This window comes from Cellulosilyticum sp. WCF-2, assembly GCF_003990395.1.
In the GTDB taxonomy this organism is placed as follows: Bacteria; Bacillota; Clostridia; order Lachnospirales; family Cellulosilyticaceae; genus Cellulosilyticum; species Cellulosilyticum lentocellum.
The window spans coordinates 625,501-640,871 of record NZ_CP034675.1 but is presented as its reverse complement, the minus strand read 5'-3'; the positions used below and the strand labels follow the sequence as shown (position 1 = coordinate 640,871).

12 protein-coding genes and 1 riboswitch are annotated in these 15,371 nt (G+C 33.2%); of the genes, 7 read left to right on the top strand and 5 right to left on the bottom strand.

Features of this window, described 5'->3' with window-relative positions; all coding sequences use genetic code 11:
• Window positions 1-62 precede the first annotated feature (62 nt).
• The gene (locus EKH84_RS02785; RefSeq protein WP_127065070.1) at window positions 63-440 is read right to left on the bottom strand and encodes a hypothetical protein; all 378 of its coding nucleotides are present in this window, start codon (window positions 438-440) and stop codon (window positions 63-65) included.
• A gap of 197 nt (window positions 441-637) precedes the next feature.
• Here EKH84_RS02785 and EKH84_RS02780 point away from each other — a divergent pair, with 197 nt between their 5' ends.
• From EKH84_RS02780 to EKH84_RS02755, 6 genes are all read left to right on the top strand, one after another.
• Window positions 638-1,780 carry a metallophosphoesterase family protein gene (locus EKH84_RS02780; protein ID WP_127065069.1) on the top strand — a complete coding sequence of 381 codons (1,143 nt, stop codon included), beginning with the start codon at window positions 638-640 and terminating at the stop codon, window positions 1,778-1,780.
• A 275-nt stretch (window positions 1,781-2,055) separates the two neighbouring features.
• A riboswitch (glycine riboswitch) is annotated at window positions 2,056-2,147 on the top strand.
• Window positions 2,148-2,370: 223 nt separating this feature from the next.
• Window positions 2,371-3,831, top strand: coding sequence for an alanine/glycine:cation symporter family protein (locus EKH84_RS02775; protein WP_127065068.1), 1,461 nt, complete (start codon window positions 2,371-2,373; stop codon window positions 3,829-3,831).
• 257 nt (window positions 3,832-4,088) lie between these two features.
• On the top strand, window positions 4,089-4,478 hold the full coding sequence (locus EKH84_RS02770; protein ID WP_127065067.1) for a GntR family transcriptional regulator: 390 nt from the start codon (window positions 4,089-4,091) through the stop codon (window positions 4,476-4,478).
• A gap of 50 nt (window positions 4,479-4,528) precedes the next feature.
• Window positions 4,529-5,227, top strand: coding sequence for an ABC transporter ATP-binding protein (locus tag EKH84_RS02765; protein WP_127065066.1), 699 nt, complete (start codon window positions 4,529-4,531; stop codon window positions 5,225-5,227).
• Window positions 5,221-5,985 (top strand): ABC transporter permease, encoded by a 765-nt coding sequence (locus tag EKH84_RS02760; protein ID WP_127065065.1) that lies wholly within the window; start codon window positions 5,221-5,223, stop codon window positions 5,983-5,985. The genes EKH84_RS02765 and EKH84_RS02760 overlap by 7 nt, the downstream gene beginning before the upstream one ends.
• Window positions 5,986-6,043: 58 nt before the next feature.
• Complete coding sequence (locus EKH84_RS02755; protein ID WP_013659191.1) at window positions 6,044-6,253, top strand: zinc ribbon domain-containing protein; 210 nt, start codon at window positions 6,044-6,046, stop codon at window positions 6,251-6,253.
• 81 nt (window positions 6,254-6,334) lie between these two features.
• Here the strand turns inward: EKH84_RS02755 and EKH84_RS02750 are convergent, their stop codons facing one another.
• From EKH84_RS02750 to glnA, 4 genes are read right to left on the bottom strand one after another with little or no spacing between them, the layout of a single operon-like run.
• On the bottom strand, window positions 6,335-7,543 hold the full coding sequence (locus EKH84_RS02750; protein ID WP_127065064.1) for an LL-diaminopimelate aminotransferase: 1,209 nt from the start codon (window positions 7,541-7,543) through the stop codon (window positions 6,335-6,337).
• A 1-nt stretch (window position 7,544) separates the two neighbouring features.
• Window positions 7,545-8,390: a diaminopimelate epimerase gene (gene dapF / locus EKH84_RS02745; RefSeq protein WP_127067956.1), complete on the bottom strand. Its 846-nt coding sequence runs from the start codon at window positions 8,388-8,390 to the stop codon at window positions 7,545-7,547.
• Window positions 8,391-8,413: 23 nt separating this feature from the next.
• Window positions 8,414-8,983, bottom strand: a complete 570-nt coding sequence (locus tag EKH84_RS02740; RefSeq protein WP_127065063.1) for an ANTAR domain-containing response regulator — start codon at window positions 8,981-8,983, stop codon at window positions 8,414-8,416.
• Between the two features lie 41 nt (window positions 8,984-9,024).
• Window positions 9,025-10,341, bottom strand: a complete 1,317-nt coding sequence (gene glnA / locus EKH84_RS02735; protein WP_127065062.1) for a type I glutamate--ammonia ligase — start codon at window positions 10,339-10,341, stop codon at window positions 9,025-9,027.
• A gap of 474 nt (window positions 10,342-10,815) precedes the next feature.
• Here glnA and gltB point away from each other — a divergent pair, with 474 nt between their 5' ends.
• Window positions 10,816-15,366 (top strand): glutamate synthase large subunit, encoded by a 4,551-nt coding sequence (gene gltB / locus EKH84_RS02730; protein WP_127065061.1) that lies wholly within the window; start codon window positions 10,816-10,818, stop codon window positions 15,364-15,366.
• Window positions 15,367-15,371: the final 5 nt, after the last annotated feature.

The window sequence follows — 15,371 nt, the reverse complement described above, 5'->3', positions numbered from 1 at the left end:
TTTAATAAAATAAAATTTATATTTATCATAGCATATATAACGTAAAAATGGAATGTGAACCTTTATTTGGAATTTTGATTAGCCATAAATTCTTTAATATATGGAGAGGTAAGTAAAAGAGCGCCTGAAACAAGATAAATTATACTTATAATAAGAAGGATGAAACTACCTGAACTAGTATATTGTAAGAGTAGTATAATACTTGAAAAGGCAAGAATAACACATAATATCCATTTTGCCCAAGCATGACCTTTATAGCAGAATATGACTAAAGCAATCTCGATTAATAATCTAAAAATACCCTGACTAATAGTGTAGCTGATAAGACTCGGTTCTTTAAGGAATGTATAGATAGAAAAAACAGTAGATAGCAAATCAAATAAAATAGCGATACAGCCAATAGTAAGAAGCAAGTTTCTACCTTTAATTTCAGATTTCATAAAAGCCTCCTTGGATTATACAAAAGAATATAAATATATAAGTGTATCATAGCATAATTAGTGTGAAAATAGAATCAGATATAAGAAATACCAGAAAAAAAACTTATTATACAAGGACAATATTAATTAATTTGTATTATTGACGAAATAAATAATAGAAGAGTCAGTTAAAGAGATTTGGGGAGGTCTATTTTTGTATGAAAGCAAAAAAAGTAGCAGTTATCTCAGACCTTCATGCTAGCTTATCGATGCTAGATGCATTTATAAGTTATATAAATAAGCAAGATGTAGAGCTTATTTTAAATTTGGGGGATTATATCAGTAATGGGCCAAATCCATGTGAAGTATTTGATCGGATTTGGGTAGATAAAAGATTTATAAACATTAAAGGCTATGACGAAGATAGTCTATTTCATAGTGTGAAAAAATCAGAAGGAATTGCTCAAGGAGAATGGATAAGAAAAAAACTGGGTAAAGATAGATTAAAAAAAATAGAATTATCACCTAGTATAAAAATGATAAATATTAATAATAAGAAACTGTTAATGTGTCATATAAATGGATGGGCAGAAATTCTTCAAAAGTCAGCCCATCATATTATGGGAAAATTAAAAGATGAGGATTATAACTATATTTTAATGGGTGGAAGTCATAGACCAGAAATGACTTATCAAAATAAGATTTTTTTAAAAGGAAATGTTATTGATCCGGGGGCTATGACAAGTAGTGAAAATAGAGGAAATTTTGTTATATTAGATTTTAGTCAAGAGGAGCCTAATATCAGTTTTCATAGTCTATATGCAGAAAAAATTCATTTAAATCAAATAAATAGTAAAGAGCAAAGAGATATAATAAAAGAAGAAGTAGAAGAAAATACCTTAAAAGATACTCTACTTTATATACATGGAAAGAAGAAAAGTGGAGAGGTATATATAGACCAGGATGTTGTACAGAGAATACTAGAAATAGGATTAGAACAAAGTAAGTATATCTGTATTGGATGCTGGAACCATGAAAAGCAGATTATTAGAGAGTTATTATACTATCTTAAGTGTAGAAAAATAAAAGCATCTGAAGAGGGCTCTCAAGAATGGTATATAGGAGAAGTTACTGATCAGGTAAGGGAACTAGTATTAAATAGACGCTTATTACCATGTGGAAGATTAAAGTGGTTTGAAATATCCTTTCAATATCATATTAATAGTACAGCACCATTATATAGTATCTATCATTATGGTAAAGAAGGATTTATAAAGAGATTATCATTGAAGGAATTATATAGTATGGAAGAGATGTTAAAAAGATATGATATTCCATATACTATACCAATAAACCAATAAATAGAAAAATTTATTATGAAGTAGACCCATTATTATAGAAGAGATATCCTAATTTTAAATTAGAATGTAAGACCTAGTTATTATGACAGTGGCCTACTTTTTATGTCTAAAAAAGACATTAAACTAAAAATATTGACAACTAAACAATAATAAGCTATCATCACTTTATGTAATATAAATACTGGATGAAGCTATACAGAAGAGTGGCCGTAAAGCCCACCGAAGGAGTAACACTCTCAGGTACTTATAAATATTATAAGTGGTGACTGCATAGCTGACAGTACTCTGGAGAGACTCAAGTTATGAGCGCCGAAGGGGCAAAAGCAATTTTGCTTAATCTCTCAGGCAAAAGGACAGAGCAGGCTATATTAATCATAATTAATTATTAATTAGGGATAAAGACATATTTTTTTAGAATAAATAATCAGTTTATTTATGGAAACAATAATGCTATAAGTTGATTAGAGTAGTAATCTTTACTTATAGTATTTCAGTTATTGAAAAGTATGGGATTAATATGGAAAGCAAGTCTATAAACTTAAGGAACTCCTCTTATTTTAAGGTTAATTAAAAGAAGGGAGTATTTTTTTATGGATTTATTAAAGGTGTTAAACACAATTAACGATTTTGTATGGGGACCACCATTATTGGTTCTATTAGTAGGAACAGGCATTTTATTAACTGTTAGATTAAAACTAATTCAAGTATTAAAATTACCAAAGGCCGCTAAACTTATCTTTAAAGCAGAAAATAAAGGGAGCGGAGATATTAATAGCTTTGCAGCTCTATGTACAGCTTTAGCTGCAACTGTAGGAACTGGAAATATTGTAGGGGTTGCTACAGCTATTGGTACAGGTGGCCCAGGAGCCTTATTTTGGATGTGGATAGCAGCCTTTTTTGGAATGGCAACTAAATATGCGGAAGGTGTACTTGCTATTAAGTATAGAACAGTAGATGCAAATGGTCAGATTTCAGGTGGACCGATGTATTACATAGAAAAGGGACTTGGGAGGAAATTTAAACCATTAGCGATTTTCTTTGCAGTAAGTGGTATTTTAGTGGCTTTATTGGGAATAGGTACATTTTCACAAGTAAACTCGATTTCTACAAGTATTAATATGGTAGCTGGTATTGATGTTTACGTAGGAAATATAATAGTAAGCATGTTAGACCAATTACATATTTTATCAGGAGCAAGAGAATGGATTGCAACAAATGGTTTTCCTGTTATTAGTATGGTAGTAGCCATACTTGTAGCTATTATTGTTTTTGGTGGCATTAAAAGTATCTCAAAAGTATCAGAAAAAGTTGTACCAGTGATGGCTATTGTATATATTGTCTTATCAGGTATTATTTTAGGTGTGAACTATCAAAGTATTTTACCAGCATTAGGAGAAGTATTTACTGGAGCTTTTTCAGGAAGAGCAGCCGTAGGAGGTTTCTTAGGAGCAACCATGGCTAAAGCTATACAAAAAGGGATTGCTAGAGGTGTGTTTTCGAATGAATCAGGTCTTGGTAGTGCGCCTATTGCAGCGGCAGCAGCAAAAACAGAGTGGCCTGCTGAACAAGGGCTTATTTCTATGACAGGAACATTTATTGATACAATTATTATTTGTACATTAACAGGTCTTACTATTCTTGTTACTGGGACATGGTGTCAAGAAGGTATAGAAGGAGCAGCAGTAACACAAGCAGCCTTTTTACAAGTATTTCCTAAAACAGGATCAATACTTATTACGATTTGTTTAACCTTGTTTGCATTTACAACTATACTAGGATGGTGCTATTACGGGGAACGTTGTTTAGAATATTTAGCTGGTGTAAAAGGAATTAATATCTATCGTTGGGTATTCATTGGCATGCTGGCTATTAGTGGTTTCTTAAAATTACAAGAAATCTGGGCTTTAGCTGATATTGTAAATGGACTTATGGCATTTCCAAATCTTATTGGTTTAATAGGTCTCTCTGGGGTAGTAGTAACTGAGACAAGACTTTATATGGAACATTTGAAAAAACAGGAGATAAAAGAATCGCAAAGCAAAGTAGCATAAAGAGCTAAAAATAAAATCAAGGGATTATGATAAAATTCATAGTCCCTTGATTTTATTTTTGGATTTAAATATTGAGTTAATCTTATATTTATATGAAATTGGAGGACATATGATTTTATTTATATTAGAGGAGAACTATTAGAAGCACATTATAACGATATTAATATAAGTTCAAAATAAAATAAAAAAGTGTTGACAATTTAAAACGGGAGTCATATTATTGTATTAAGTAATTAATACAGTAAGGAGGTAACACAATGCCATGGGACTTTGATAATAGCAAACCTATTTATATACAATTAGTAGAAGAATTAAAACTAAGAGTTATATCAGGGCGGCTAGCAGCAGGTAGTAAACTTGATTCTGTAAGGGACCTAGCAGAGGAAGCAGGAGTTAATCCTAATACCATGCAAAGAGCATTAGCAGAATTAGAAAGAGATCAATTAGTGTATAGTCAAAGGACAAGTGGGCGTTTTGTGACAGAGGATATGGAATTAATAAAAACCATGAGAAACCAATATGCAACCACTAAAATTAAAGAAGTAACAGTAGCACTATTACAACTAGGCTATACCAAGGAAGAACTTTTAAAATTGATTGAAGAAGACTTAAAAGAGCAAGAAGAGAAAAAGATAGAATATATATAAAATTCATGAGTAAGGGTTTTGGCATAAAAAGAATTAGAGGAGGCAGTTAAATGAGTGAGCTTTTAAAGTTAGAAAAAGTGAGTAAACAATATGCTCATAAAGAAGCACTTAAGAGCGTAGATATTACCATACCACCTGGTAAAATAGTGGGGTTACTTGGGCCAAATGGTAGCGGTAAAAGTACAATGATCAAGTTAATTAATGGATTACTAGAGCCTACATCAGGAATGGTAACTATAAATGGATATAAACCAGGGATTGAAACTAAAAAAGTAGTGGCATATTTACCAGAGAGAACTTATCTTAACAACTGGATGACAGTAGAAGATTTATTAAACTTCTTTAGTGATTTTTATAGTGACTTTGATATGAATCGAGCACTAGATATGTTTGATAAGTTAAATATTGATTTAAAAGCTAAGTTAAAAACAATGTCTAAAGGAACTAAAGAAAAAGTACAACTTATTTTAGTCATGTCAAGGAAAGCAGAGCTTTATATTTTGGATGAACCTATTGGTGGCGTTGACCCAGCTGCTAGAGATTATATTATTAAAACAATTATTAAAAACTACTCTGATACAAGTTCTATTTTAATCGCGACTCATTTAATTCAAGAGATAGAAAATATTTGTGATGAGGTTATATTCTTATCAAAAGGCGAAGTAGTACTAAAAGGTAATGTAGATGAGATTAGAGAGGAAAAAGGTAAGTCAATTGATGCCCTCTTTAGGGAGGTATTTGTATGCTAGGAAAATTATTAAAGTATGAATTTAAAGCTACTTCGAGAACATTTTTACCTATTTATGGTGCATTAATACTAGTAGCTTTAGGGAATCGTCTATTTAGAATGGGAAATATAAATTTAGGATTTGGGTTAACGACTGCAATACTAGTAGGCTTGTTTGTGGCTCTTGGTGTATTAACACTTATGGTGACAATACAAAGATTTAATAGAAATTTATTAGGTGATGAAGGGTACTTAATGTTTACTTTACCTGTAGGGCCTAATCAATTAATTTTTTCTAAGCTTATAACAACTGTTATTTGGGGAATTTTAAGTGGAATTGTAGGAGGAATGACATTTGTTATATTAATGGGTGACTATCAAGTATTTAGAGAATTTATAAATGCATGGCCTGAGTTATGGAATGAGCTAATGAAAGGAATACAAACAGAGTTTAATGGGCAAGTAGCATTAGTATTAGTTGCTATTCCGGTAATAGGGATACTTTCTTATATAGAAGGCATATTGATGATTTATTTAGCATTAGCGACAGGGCAATTGCCAATATTTTCAAGGTACAGAGGAATCATTTCTTTTATAGCATTTTTTATTATTAATAGTGTATTACAATTAATAACCGGGCTAATTGGGAATTTCATACCATTTGAAACTATGTCTAGTACGACAACTTTAATGGTTGTTATGAGTGGAATAATGGTATTAGATGTAGCATTATTTATGGGAATTAATTATATAGTAAGTAAGCATTTAAATCTAGAATAAGGTATAGTATAAATAGAGTACTTATATAAAGCTAGCTAGATGCTGAGGGGGAAATAGAATGGAAAAAAGAGAATATAGCTGTCCTAAATGTCAATGTAGTACGTACGAAAGTGATCAGTTCCAAGCTACAGGTGGTAACTTTGCAAAAATATTTGATGTACAAAATAAAAAGTTTGTTACCATAAGTTGTACAAAATGTGGATATACAGAGCTTTATAAAGCACAGACTTCAGATGGATGGAATATCTTAGATTTCTTCACGAACTAAATAGAATAATAAAGATTAAATATCTAAAAAAGTGATATCCTAAGCAAATAGCAAGGATATCACTTTTTTTGTTATCAATAATTATTTTTTATATAGGGTTTTAAATCTTTCCATAGCTTCTACTGTATTATCAGCATCACCAAATGCTGTTAAGCGGAAGTAACCTTCACCATTAGAACCAAAACCAGCACCAGGTGTTCCAACTACAGCAATCTCATTCAAGAGGTAATCAAAGAAATCCCATGACTTCATATTATTTGGACACTCGAGCCAAATATATGGAGAATTATCACCACCATAATAAGTGATGCCACATTCCTCCATAGTAGCAGCAATAGTACGTGCATTTTTCATATAGTAATCAATGTTTTCTTTAATTTGTTTTTGACCCTCTTCAGTAAAGACAGCAGCAGCACCTTTTTGAATAATATAAGGTACACCATTGAATTTAGTTGTTTGCCTTCTAAGCCAAAGCTTATTTAAGCTTACAGCATCACCATCAACGGAAAAAGCAGTAAGTGATTTAGGTACGATTGTATAACCACAACGCGTACCTGTAAAACCAGCTGTTTTAGATAAACTGCAGAATTCAATAGCACATTCTTTAGCACCTTCGATTTCATAGATGCTTTTTGGAAGAGAAGGATCATTAATGAAACATTCATAAGCTGCATCATACAGGATAACAGCACTATTTTCATTAGCATAGTTAACCCAAGCTGTTAATTGTTCTTTATTATAGACAGATCCAGTTGGGTTATTTGGTGAACATAAGTAGATAAGATCTGGGGCGATTTCATCATCAGTTGGTGGCATAGGGCAAAAGTTATTTGTAGCATTAGAATCTAAATAAACAATATCTCTTCCAGCCATAATATTTGTATCAACATATACAGGATATACAGGATCTGGAATCATAACAATATTCTCATTTCCAAAAATATCTGTAATGTTACCAACATCACTTTTAGCACCATCACTAGTAAATATTTCATCTGATGATAAATCTACACCGTGACTTTTATAGTAGGACTGAACAGCATCATGAAGAAAACTATAACCTTGTTCAGGTCCATATCCTTTAAAAGTCTCTTTTTGGCCCATTTCATCAACTGCATCATGCATTGCTTTAAGTACAGCTGGAACTAAAGGGCGAGTAACGTCGCCTATACCCATGCGAATAATTTTTTTATCAGGGTGAGCTGCTACGTATTCATTTACCTTTTTTGCAATAGTAGAGAATAAGTAGCTATCTTGTAATTCTAAATATTGATCATTAATAAATGCCATTTTAAGCCTCCTCGTATTCTATAGTACCCTCAAAGACCTTAGTAGCAGGTCCTTTCATTAAGACAGTACCATCTTCCTTATAGGTGATTTTTAAGTCACCTCCACGTAATTTAACAGTAATTTCTTCATTGATTTTGCAGTAGCCATTTAAAACACAGCTTACAGCAACAGCACATGCGCCTGTTCCACAAGCCCAAGTTTCTCCAGAACCTCTTTCCCAAACACGCATTTTAACAGTGCTATCATCTATTATTTGCACAAACTCTGTGTTTATTCTTTCAGGAAAGAGTGGATTAAATTCAAATTTGGGTCCAATACTTTCTAAAGATAATAGGTCTACATCTTCGCAGTAAACTACTACATGAGGATTACCCATTGAAACACAAGTACCATAATAAATTTCATTATCAATAGAGATAGGTGTATTAATAAAGGTTTCTTGATCAGAGATAACAGGAATATCTTGTGGTTTAAGAATAGCTTTTCCCATATCAACCTCTACATAAACCACCTTTCCATCTTCGACTGTAAGTGTAAGATATTTAATACCACTTAAAGTTTCGAGAGAAATATTTTTTTTATCAGTATAACCTGTTTCATATACAAATTTGCCAATACATCTAGTAGCATTGCCACACATTTTACCTTCTGAGCCATCTGCATTAAACATACGCATTCTAAAATCAGCTATTTCAGAAGGTAGAATGATTACTAACCCATCTGAACCTATGCCAAAATGGCGGTCACTAATAAATTCAGAAAATGCATTGGGATCTTTTAGTGTTTGTTTGAAACCATCTACATAAACATAGTCATTGCCTATGCCATGCATTTTAGTAAAATTAATTTTCATGTCTTCACATCCCTACATTATATTTCATACGTTTTAAGAATATTATCTGCCACTGCACGCTGTGCAATACGCAGGTCCATAGCTTGTTTTTGTATATACCTGTGAGCTTGTTTTTCATCTAGACCTAAGTATTTGATAAGACAAAACTTGGCACGTTCAATGACTTTTACATCATCCACCTTACGTTTAAGTGCTTGGTTTTGTTCACGTAAAGTAGCAATGATTTGTTTTGAATTTAATACAAACGGTATTGTTTGCAATAAGACTTGGCGATTAATAGGCTTTCCTACTACAAATGCGCCTGTAACAGAAACTTTATCTTGTACTTGCTCCTTGATGTCTGATTTAACTAGTAAAAGAATGGCAGATAAAGATTTTTCAGCTATATCTAAAGCAAGATCTGTACCAAATTCATCGCTTAAAGGAGTATTAATAATAGTGAGGTCAAAATCCATATAATCAAACTTTCTTCTTGCTTCACCACCGGAAGCAGCGTAGTCGTAACTAGAAAAATCAAGAGGTTTGATAATATCGAATAAGGTGTCTGAAGACTCTTTTTGGGTCGAAATAATTAAGACCTTTTCCACGGTTCCAGCTCCTTTACAATAGTTTCACAATGCCTCTTTTCCTAAAGATAGTTTTGAATTTCCCACTGATGTACGGTCTGATTGTAGTCATTCCATTCTTTAGTCTTTTCTGCTAAGTAACTATCAAAGAGATGTTCACCCAGTATGTTTTTAACAAATTCACTTTGTTTCATGCATAATAGAGCATCATTTAAATTAGCTGGTAATAAATTAATTTCTTTACATAAAAGTTCTGTTGGAGACATTTCATAAGCATTTTCTGTAAGAGCAGGAGGAAGTACTAATTGTTTATCAATACCCTCTAAGCCAGCAGCTAACATAAGCGCTAGAGTAAGGTATGGATTACACATAGAATCAGGGCTACGGAGTTCGATACGATTGTGACCATGCATGGTAGCAGGCACTCGAATTAAGCAAGAACGATTTTTATAAGACCAAGCAATATGTCTAGGAGCTTCAAAGCCAGAAGCAATACGTTTGTAGGAGTTGACAATAGGATTACTAATGGCAGTCATTTCTTTAATATGTGTTAAAATACCAGCTATAAATTGTTCAGCAATAACTGGAAGGGTACCATTTTGTTTGCTCGTAAAAATGTTTTCACCATTTTTAAAGAGTGACATATTAATATGCATACCTGAACCACTGGTATTCATGAGAGGTTTTGGCATGAAAGTAGCATGAAGACCGTTACGACCAGCAATGGTTTTAACAACAGTCTTAAAGGATAATATATTATCAGCAGATTCTAACACACTATCGTATTTAAAATCTATTTCATGTTGACCAAGAGCGGATTCATGATGAGAAGATTCAATTTCAAATCCCATTTGTTCAAGTGTTAAGCAGATTTCACGCCTCGTATTTTCACCCTGATCTAGAGGAGCAATATCAAAATAAGTAGCTTTGTCAGTAGTTTCTAGTGTAGGATTTCCTTCTGCATCTGTTTTAAATAAAAAGAACTCGCATTCAGCGCCTACTTTAAAAACAAAGCCTTTTTCTTTTGCCTTTTCAATAATACGTTTTAGTATATAGCGACTATCTCCCTCGAAGGTTTTTCCCTCAGAAGTCTTTATATCGCAGAAAAATCTAGCTACCTTACCATGTTGAGGACGCCAAGGAAGAATACAAAGGGTAGTAGGATCCGGGAATAAAAATAACTCTGAATCTTCAATAGGAGTAAAACCAGTAATTGATGAAGCATCAAAGGCTACACCTTCATCGAAGGCTTTGCTAAGTTGGTTCGAAGTAATAGAGATATTTTTAAGTTCTCCAAGTAAATCACAAAACTGAAGTCTAATAAATTTAACATCATTTTCTTCAATAAATCTTAAAGCGCCAAGCTTATTATAAGACATAAATCATTCCTCCTTATATCTTTATCGACTTACCTAAATAGTTAACAACATTTTAAGTGATTTAGTAGGACGTGTAAAGTAAATTATATTTTCAGCTAAAAATTTTAGAAGCATTATTTCTTTACACTTTTCTTACTAGGTAAATAAAAAGCAACAGGAAATAATAAATTATAGAATGCATATTTATTAGAATGAGGATATAAAAAATATTTTTAAAAAATAATAGCAAAATAACTTGACAATTTTCAGATTATATAGTATATTTAACTCCAATTGTTTTGGATGTTATTTTGGATATAATTGAATAAGATTATGAAACTGATTTTTGTGTTATGTTTCATTTACAAGTTATGAAATCAAAATTTGTATTTTTACAAGTTCTATTCTTTATGCAATTTTTAGCATAAAGGAGAAGTTGTATAAATCGGTTTTGATTTTTTTCGCTATATACACTAATTTATAGGGGGATTAACTATGAAGGATAACTTTAAAAATCAAAATCCGTATCAGCAGCAGGGTCTCTACGACCCAAGATTTGAACATGATAATTGTGGTATCGGAGCAGTCGTAAACATTAAGGGCATTAAGTCAAGAGAGGTTGTTGAGAATGCACTTAGAATTGTTGAAAATCTAGAACACAGAGCGGGAAAAGATGGTGAAGGAAAAACTGGAGATGGAGTAGGTATCTTACTTCAAATAAGTCATGATTTCTTTAAACAAGAGGCAAAATCAGTAGGGATAACTATTGGGAATGAAAGAGATTATGGTATTGGTATGTTTTTCTTCCCACAAAACGAATTAAAAAGGAATCAAGAAAAGAAATTATTTGAGGTCATTGTTCAAAAAGAAGGAATGGAATTCTTGGGCTGGAGAACAGTACCTACTAATCCAGAAGTTCTTGGACAAAAAGCTTTTGATAATATGCCTTGTATTATGCAAGGTTTTGTAAAGCGTCCTCATGGATGTAAAAAGGGAATTGAATTTGATCGTAAACTCTATATTGCAAGGAGAGTATTTGAACAAAGCTGTGAAGGCACTTATGTGGTATCCTTGTCAAGTCGTACAATCGTGTACAAAGGAATGTTCTTAGTAAAAGAACTTCGTCAATTCTTTGATGACCTTCAAAGTGAAGCATATACTTCAGCTATTGCTACGGTACACTCTCGTTTTAGTACCAACACAAATCCAAGCTGGCAAAAAGCACATCCTAATCGTTTTATTGTACACAATGGAGAAATCAATACCATTACAGGTAATGCAGATAAGATGCTAGCTAGAGAAGAGTCTGTAAGTTGCAAACCACTTAAGGAACATATGCATAAGATTCTTCCTATTATAGATACTAATGGTTCTGACTCTGCAAGACTTGATAATGCACTAGAATTTATGGTGATGTCAGGTATGGAGTTACCACTTGCGGTTATGATTATGATTCCTGAACCATGGAATAATAATAGGGCAATGTCACAGGAGAAAAAAGATTTTTACCAATATTATGCAACGATGATGGAACCTTGGGATGGGCCAGCTTCTATTTTATTCTCAGATGGTGATCTCATGGGTGCTATCTTAGATAGAAATGGTCTTAGACCTTCACGTTATTATATTACAGATGATGATCATTTAATCCTTGCTTCTGAAGTTGGAGCAGTGGATATCCCAGCAGAAAAAATCATCAGAAAAGAGAGATTAAGACCAGGTAAAATGCTTTTAGTGGATACTAGGAAAGGTCAACTTATTGATGATGAAGACCTAAAGACAGAGTATGCAAGTCGCCAGCCTTATGGAGAATGGTTAGATAGTAATTTAGTAGAATTAAGTTCTCTACATATTCCAAATAAAAACGTAGAGAAATACTCAGAAAAAGAGCTTAAAAGATTACAAAAAGCATTTGGATATTCCTACGAAGACATTAGAACAACGATATTACCAATGGCTAAAACAGGAGAAGAACCAGTAGCAGCTATGGGTGCTGATAGTGCATTACCTCCACTTTCTAAGACTAATCCACCACTATTTAATTACTTTAAACAGCTTTTTGCACAAGTAACCAATCCTCCTTTTGATGCAATACGTGAGGAAATTGTAACTTCTACATGTGTTTATGTAGGAGCAGATGGTAATATCCTAGAAGAAAAGGCAAAAAACTGCCATGTACTCAAGGTAAACAATCCAATTTTAACAAGTACAGATATGCTTAAAATTAAATCTATGAAGGTACCAGGTTTTAAAGTAGAGGTACTTCCTATTACTTATTACAAAAATACTTCATTAGATAAGGCAATTGAGCATTTATTTATCGAAGCAGATAAGGCCTATCGAGATGGTGCAAACATCTTAATTCTCTCAGATAGAGGAGTAGATGAATACCATGTGGCTATGCCAGCTTTATTAGCTGTTTCTGCTATGCAGCAGCATTTAGTATCAACGAAGAAGAGAACTTCTGTAGCGATGATTCTTGAAAGTGCAGAGCCTAGAGAAGTACATCATTTTGCTACACTTTTAGGCTATGGTGCTTGTGCTATTAATCCTTATTTAGCACAGGATACAATTAGAGATTTAATAGATACAAATGTGCTTGATAAGGATTATTATGCTGCAGAATACGACTATAACAAATCTATTCTTAAGGGTATCGTAAAAATAGCTTCTAAGATGGGTATTTCTACAATTCAATCATACCAAGGCTCAAAGATATTTGAAGCTATGGGTATTAGTAAAGAAGTTATCGATAAATATTTTACTAATACAGTAAGTAGAGTGGGTGGTATTACCCTTAAGGACATCAATAAACGCGTACAACAGCTTCACTCAAGTGCTTTTGATCCATTAGGATTAGATGTAGCTAGTGATGTAGATAGTATTGGTAGCCATAAGTTAAGAAGTGGAAAAGAGGAGCATTTATATAATCCAGAGACCATTCATTTACTTCAAGAAGCAACAAGAACAGGTGATTATAATACTTTCAAAGAATTTAGCACAGCTATTAATAAAGAAAATCGTACAATGAATCTTAGAAGTATATTAGACTTCAACTTTGCTGAAGATGGTGGTATTCCTATTGAGGAAGTTGAAAGCGTAGAAAGTATTGTAAAACGCTTTAAAACTGGGGCTATGTCTTATGGTTCTATTTCTCAAGAAGCACATGAAACAATGGCTATTGCAATGAATAGAATAGGTGGTAAGTCTAATAGTGGTGAAGGTGGAGAAGATCCAGAACGTTTAAAGGATAAGATAAGATGTTCAGCAATTAAACAAGTAGCATCAGGGCGTTTTGGTGTAACTTCAGAATACCTTGTAAGTGCTAAAGAAATCCAGATTAAAATGGCACAAGGTGCAAAACCAGGTGAAGGTGGTCAATTACCAGGTGCAAAAGTATATCCATGGGTTGCTAAAACAAGGCATTCAACCCCAGGTGTAGGTCTTATTTCACCACCTCCACATCATGATATTTATTCAATCGAAGACTTAGCACAACTTATTTATGATCTTAAGAATGCCAATAAAGATGCTCGTATTTCTGTAAAACTTGTTTCAGAAGCAGGAGTAGGAACTGTTGCAGCAGGTGTAGCTAAAGCTGGAGCTGGTGTTATCCTTATTTCAAGTTTTGATGGTGGAACAGGAGCAGCACCAAGAAACTCTATTTATAATGCTGGTCTGCCATGGGAGTTAGGTCTTGCAGAAACCCATCAAACACTTATTATGAATGGACTTCGTTCAAAAGTAGTTATTGAAACAGATGGAAAGCTTTTAACGGGACGTGATGTAGCTGTAGCAGCACTTTTAGGCGCAGAAGAATTTGGTTTTGCAACAGCACCACTTATTACAATGGGCTGCGTTATGATGAGAGTATGTAACTTAGACACTTGTCCTGTAGGTATTGCAACTCAAAATCCAGAATTAAGAAAACGCTTTAAAGGTAAACCAGAATACGTTGTTAATTTCATGCACTTTGTAGCACAAGAGCTTAGAGAATATATGGCTAAGTTAGGTGTTCGCACAGTTAATGAATTAGTAGGACGTTCAGATTTACTAACAGTCAAAGCATTCGATGAAAATGATAAAGCAAGTAAGATTGATATGAGTAATATCTTAAATAATCCATATGTTAATCAAGATCTACCAAGAATATTTAATCCAAAGGATGTTTATGATTTTGAACTTCAAAATACAATTGATGAAAGAGTTATTTTAAGCAAGTTACAAAATGCACTTAAACATAAACAGCCTAAATCTATAGAAATTGATGTAAAAAATGTGGATAGAACAGTAGGCACTATATTTGGTTCAGAAATTACGAAACTCTATGGTAATACTTTAGGGGATGATACGTATGTTATTAAATGTAATGGTAGTGGTGGGCAAAGCTTTGGGGCCTTCATTCCCAGAGGTTTAACTTTAGAATTAGTAGGAGATAGTAATGACTACTTTGGTAAAGGTCTATCTGGTGGCAAGTTAGTTGTTTATCCGCCAAAAGGTTCTAAGTTTAAACAAGATGAAAATATTATTATCGGAAATGTTGCTTTATATGGTGCAACAAGCGGTAAAGCCTTTATTAATGGTGTAGCAGGTGAACGTTTCTGTGTTAGAAATTCAGGGGCACTTGCGGTTGTTGAAGGTGTAGGTGACCATGGCTGTGAATACATGACAGGTGGTAGAGTTGTTGTCTTAGGTAAAACAGGCAAAAACTTTGCAGCAGGTATGAGCGGCGGGGTAGCTTATGTTCTAGATGAAGACCGAGACTTGTATAAGAAATTAAATAAGTCCTTAGTTTCGCTAGATGAAGTTACTGAAAAATATGATGTCCTTGAACTTAAACAACTAATTGAAGAGCATGTGGCTCATACTCATTCTGTTAAAGGTAAAGAGGTACTTGATCATTTTGATGAGTATCTATCTAAATTTAAGAAGATTCTTCCTCATGATTATGCACGTATGAGACAGACGATTTTGCTTATGGAAGAAAAAGGTATGAGTAGTGAACAAGCACAAATTGAAGCATTTTATGCTAATACCAGGAAATAAGGAGG

Excerpts from the sequence above, each read along its gene's own strand:
- EKH84_RS02785 (WP_127065070.1), bottom strand. The coding sequence starts at position 440 with ATGAAATCTGAAATTAAAGGTAGAAACTTGCTTCTTACTATTGGCTGT.
- EKH84_RS02780 (WP_127065069.1), top strand. The coding sequence starts at position 638 with ATGAAAGCAAAAAAAGTAGCAGTTATCTCAGACCTTCATGCTAGCTTA.
- EKH84_RS02775 (WP_127065068.1), top strand. The coding sequence starts at position 2,371 with ATGGATTTATTAAAGGTGTTAAACACAATTAACGATTTTGTATGGGGA.
- EKH84_RS02770 (WP_127065067.1), top strand. The coding sequence starts at position 4,089 with ATGCCATGGGACTTTGATAATAGCAAACCTATTTATATACAATTAGTA.
- EKH84_RS02765 (WP_127065066.1), top strand. The coding sequence starts at position 4,529 with ATGAGTGAGCTTTTAAAGTTAGAAAAAGTGAGTAAACAATATGCTCAT.
- EKH84_RS02760 (WP_127065065.1), top strand. The coding sequence starts at position 5,221 with ATGCTAGGAAAATTATTAAAGTATGAATTTAAAGCTACTTCGAGAACA.
- EKH84_RS02755 (WP_013659191.1), top strand. The coding sequence starts at position 6,044 with ATGGAAAAAAGAGAATATAGCTGTCCTAAATGTCAATGTAGTACGTAC.
- EKH84_RS02750 (WP_127065064.1), bottom strand. The coding sequence starts at position 7,543 with ATGGCATTTATTAATGATCAATATTTAGAATTACAAGATAGCTACTTA.
- glnA (WP_127065062.1), bottom strand. The coding sequence starts at position 10,341 with ATGTCTTATAATAAGCTTGGCGCTTTAAGATTTATTGAAGAAAATGAT.
- gltB (WP_127065061.1), top strand. The coding sequence starts at position 10,816 with ATGAAGGATAACTTTAAAAATCAAAATCCGTATCAGCAGCAGGGTCTC.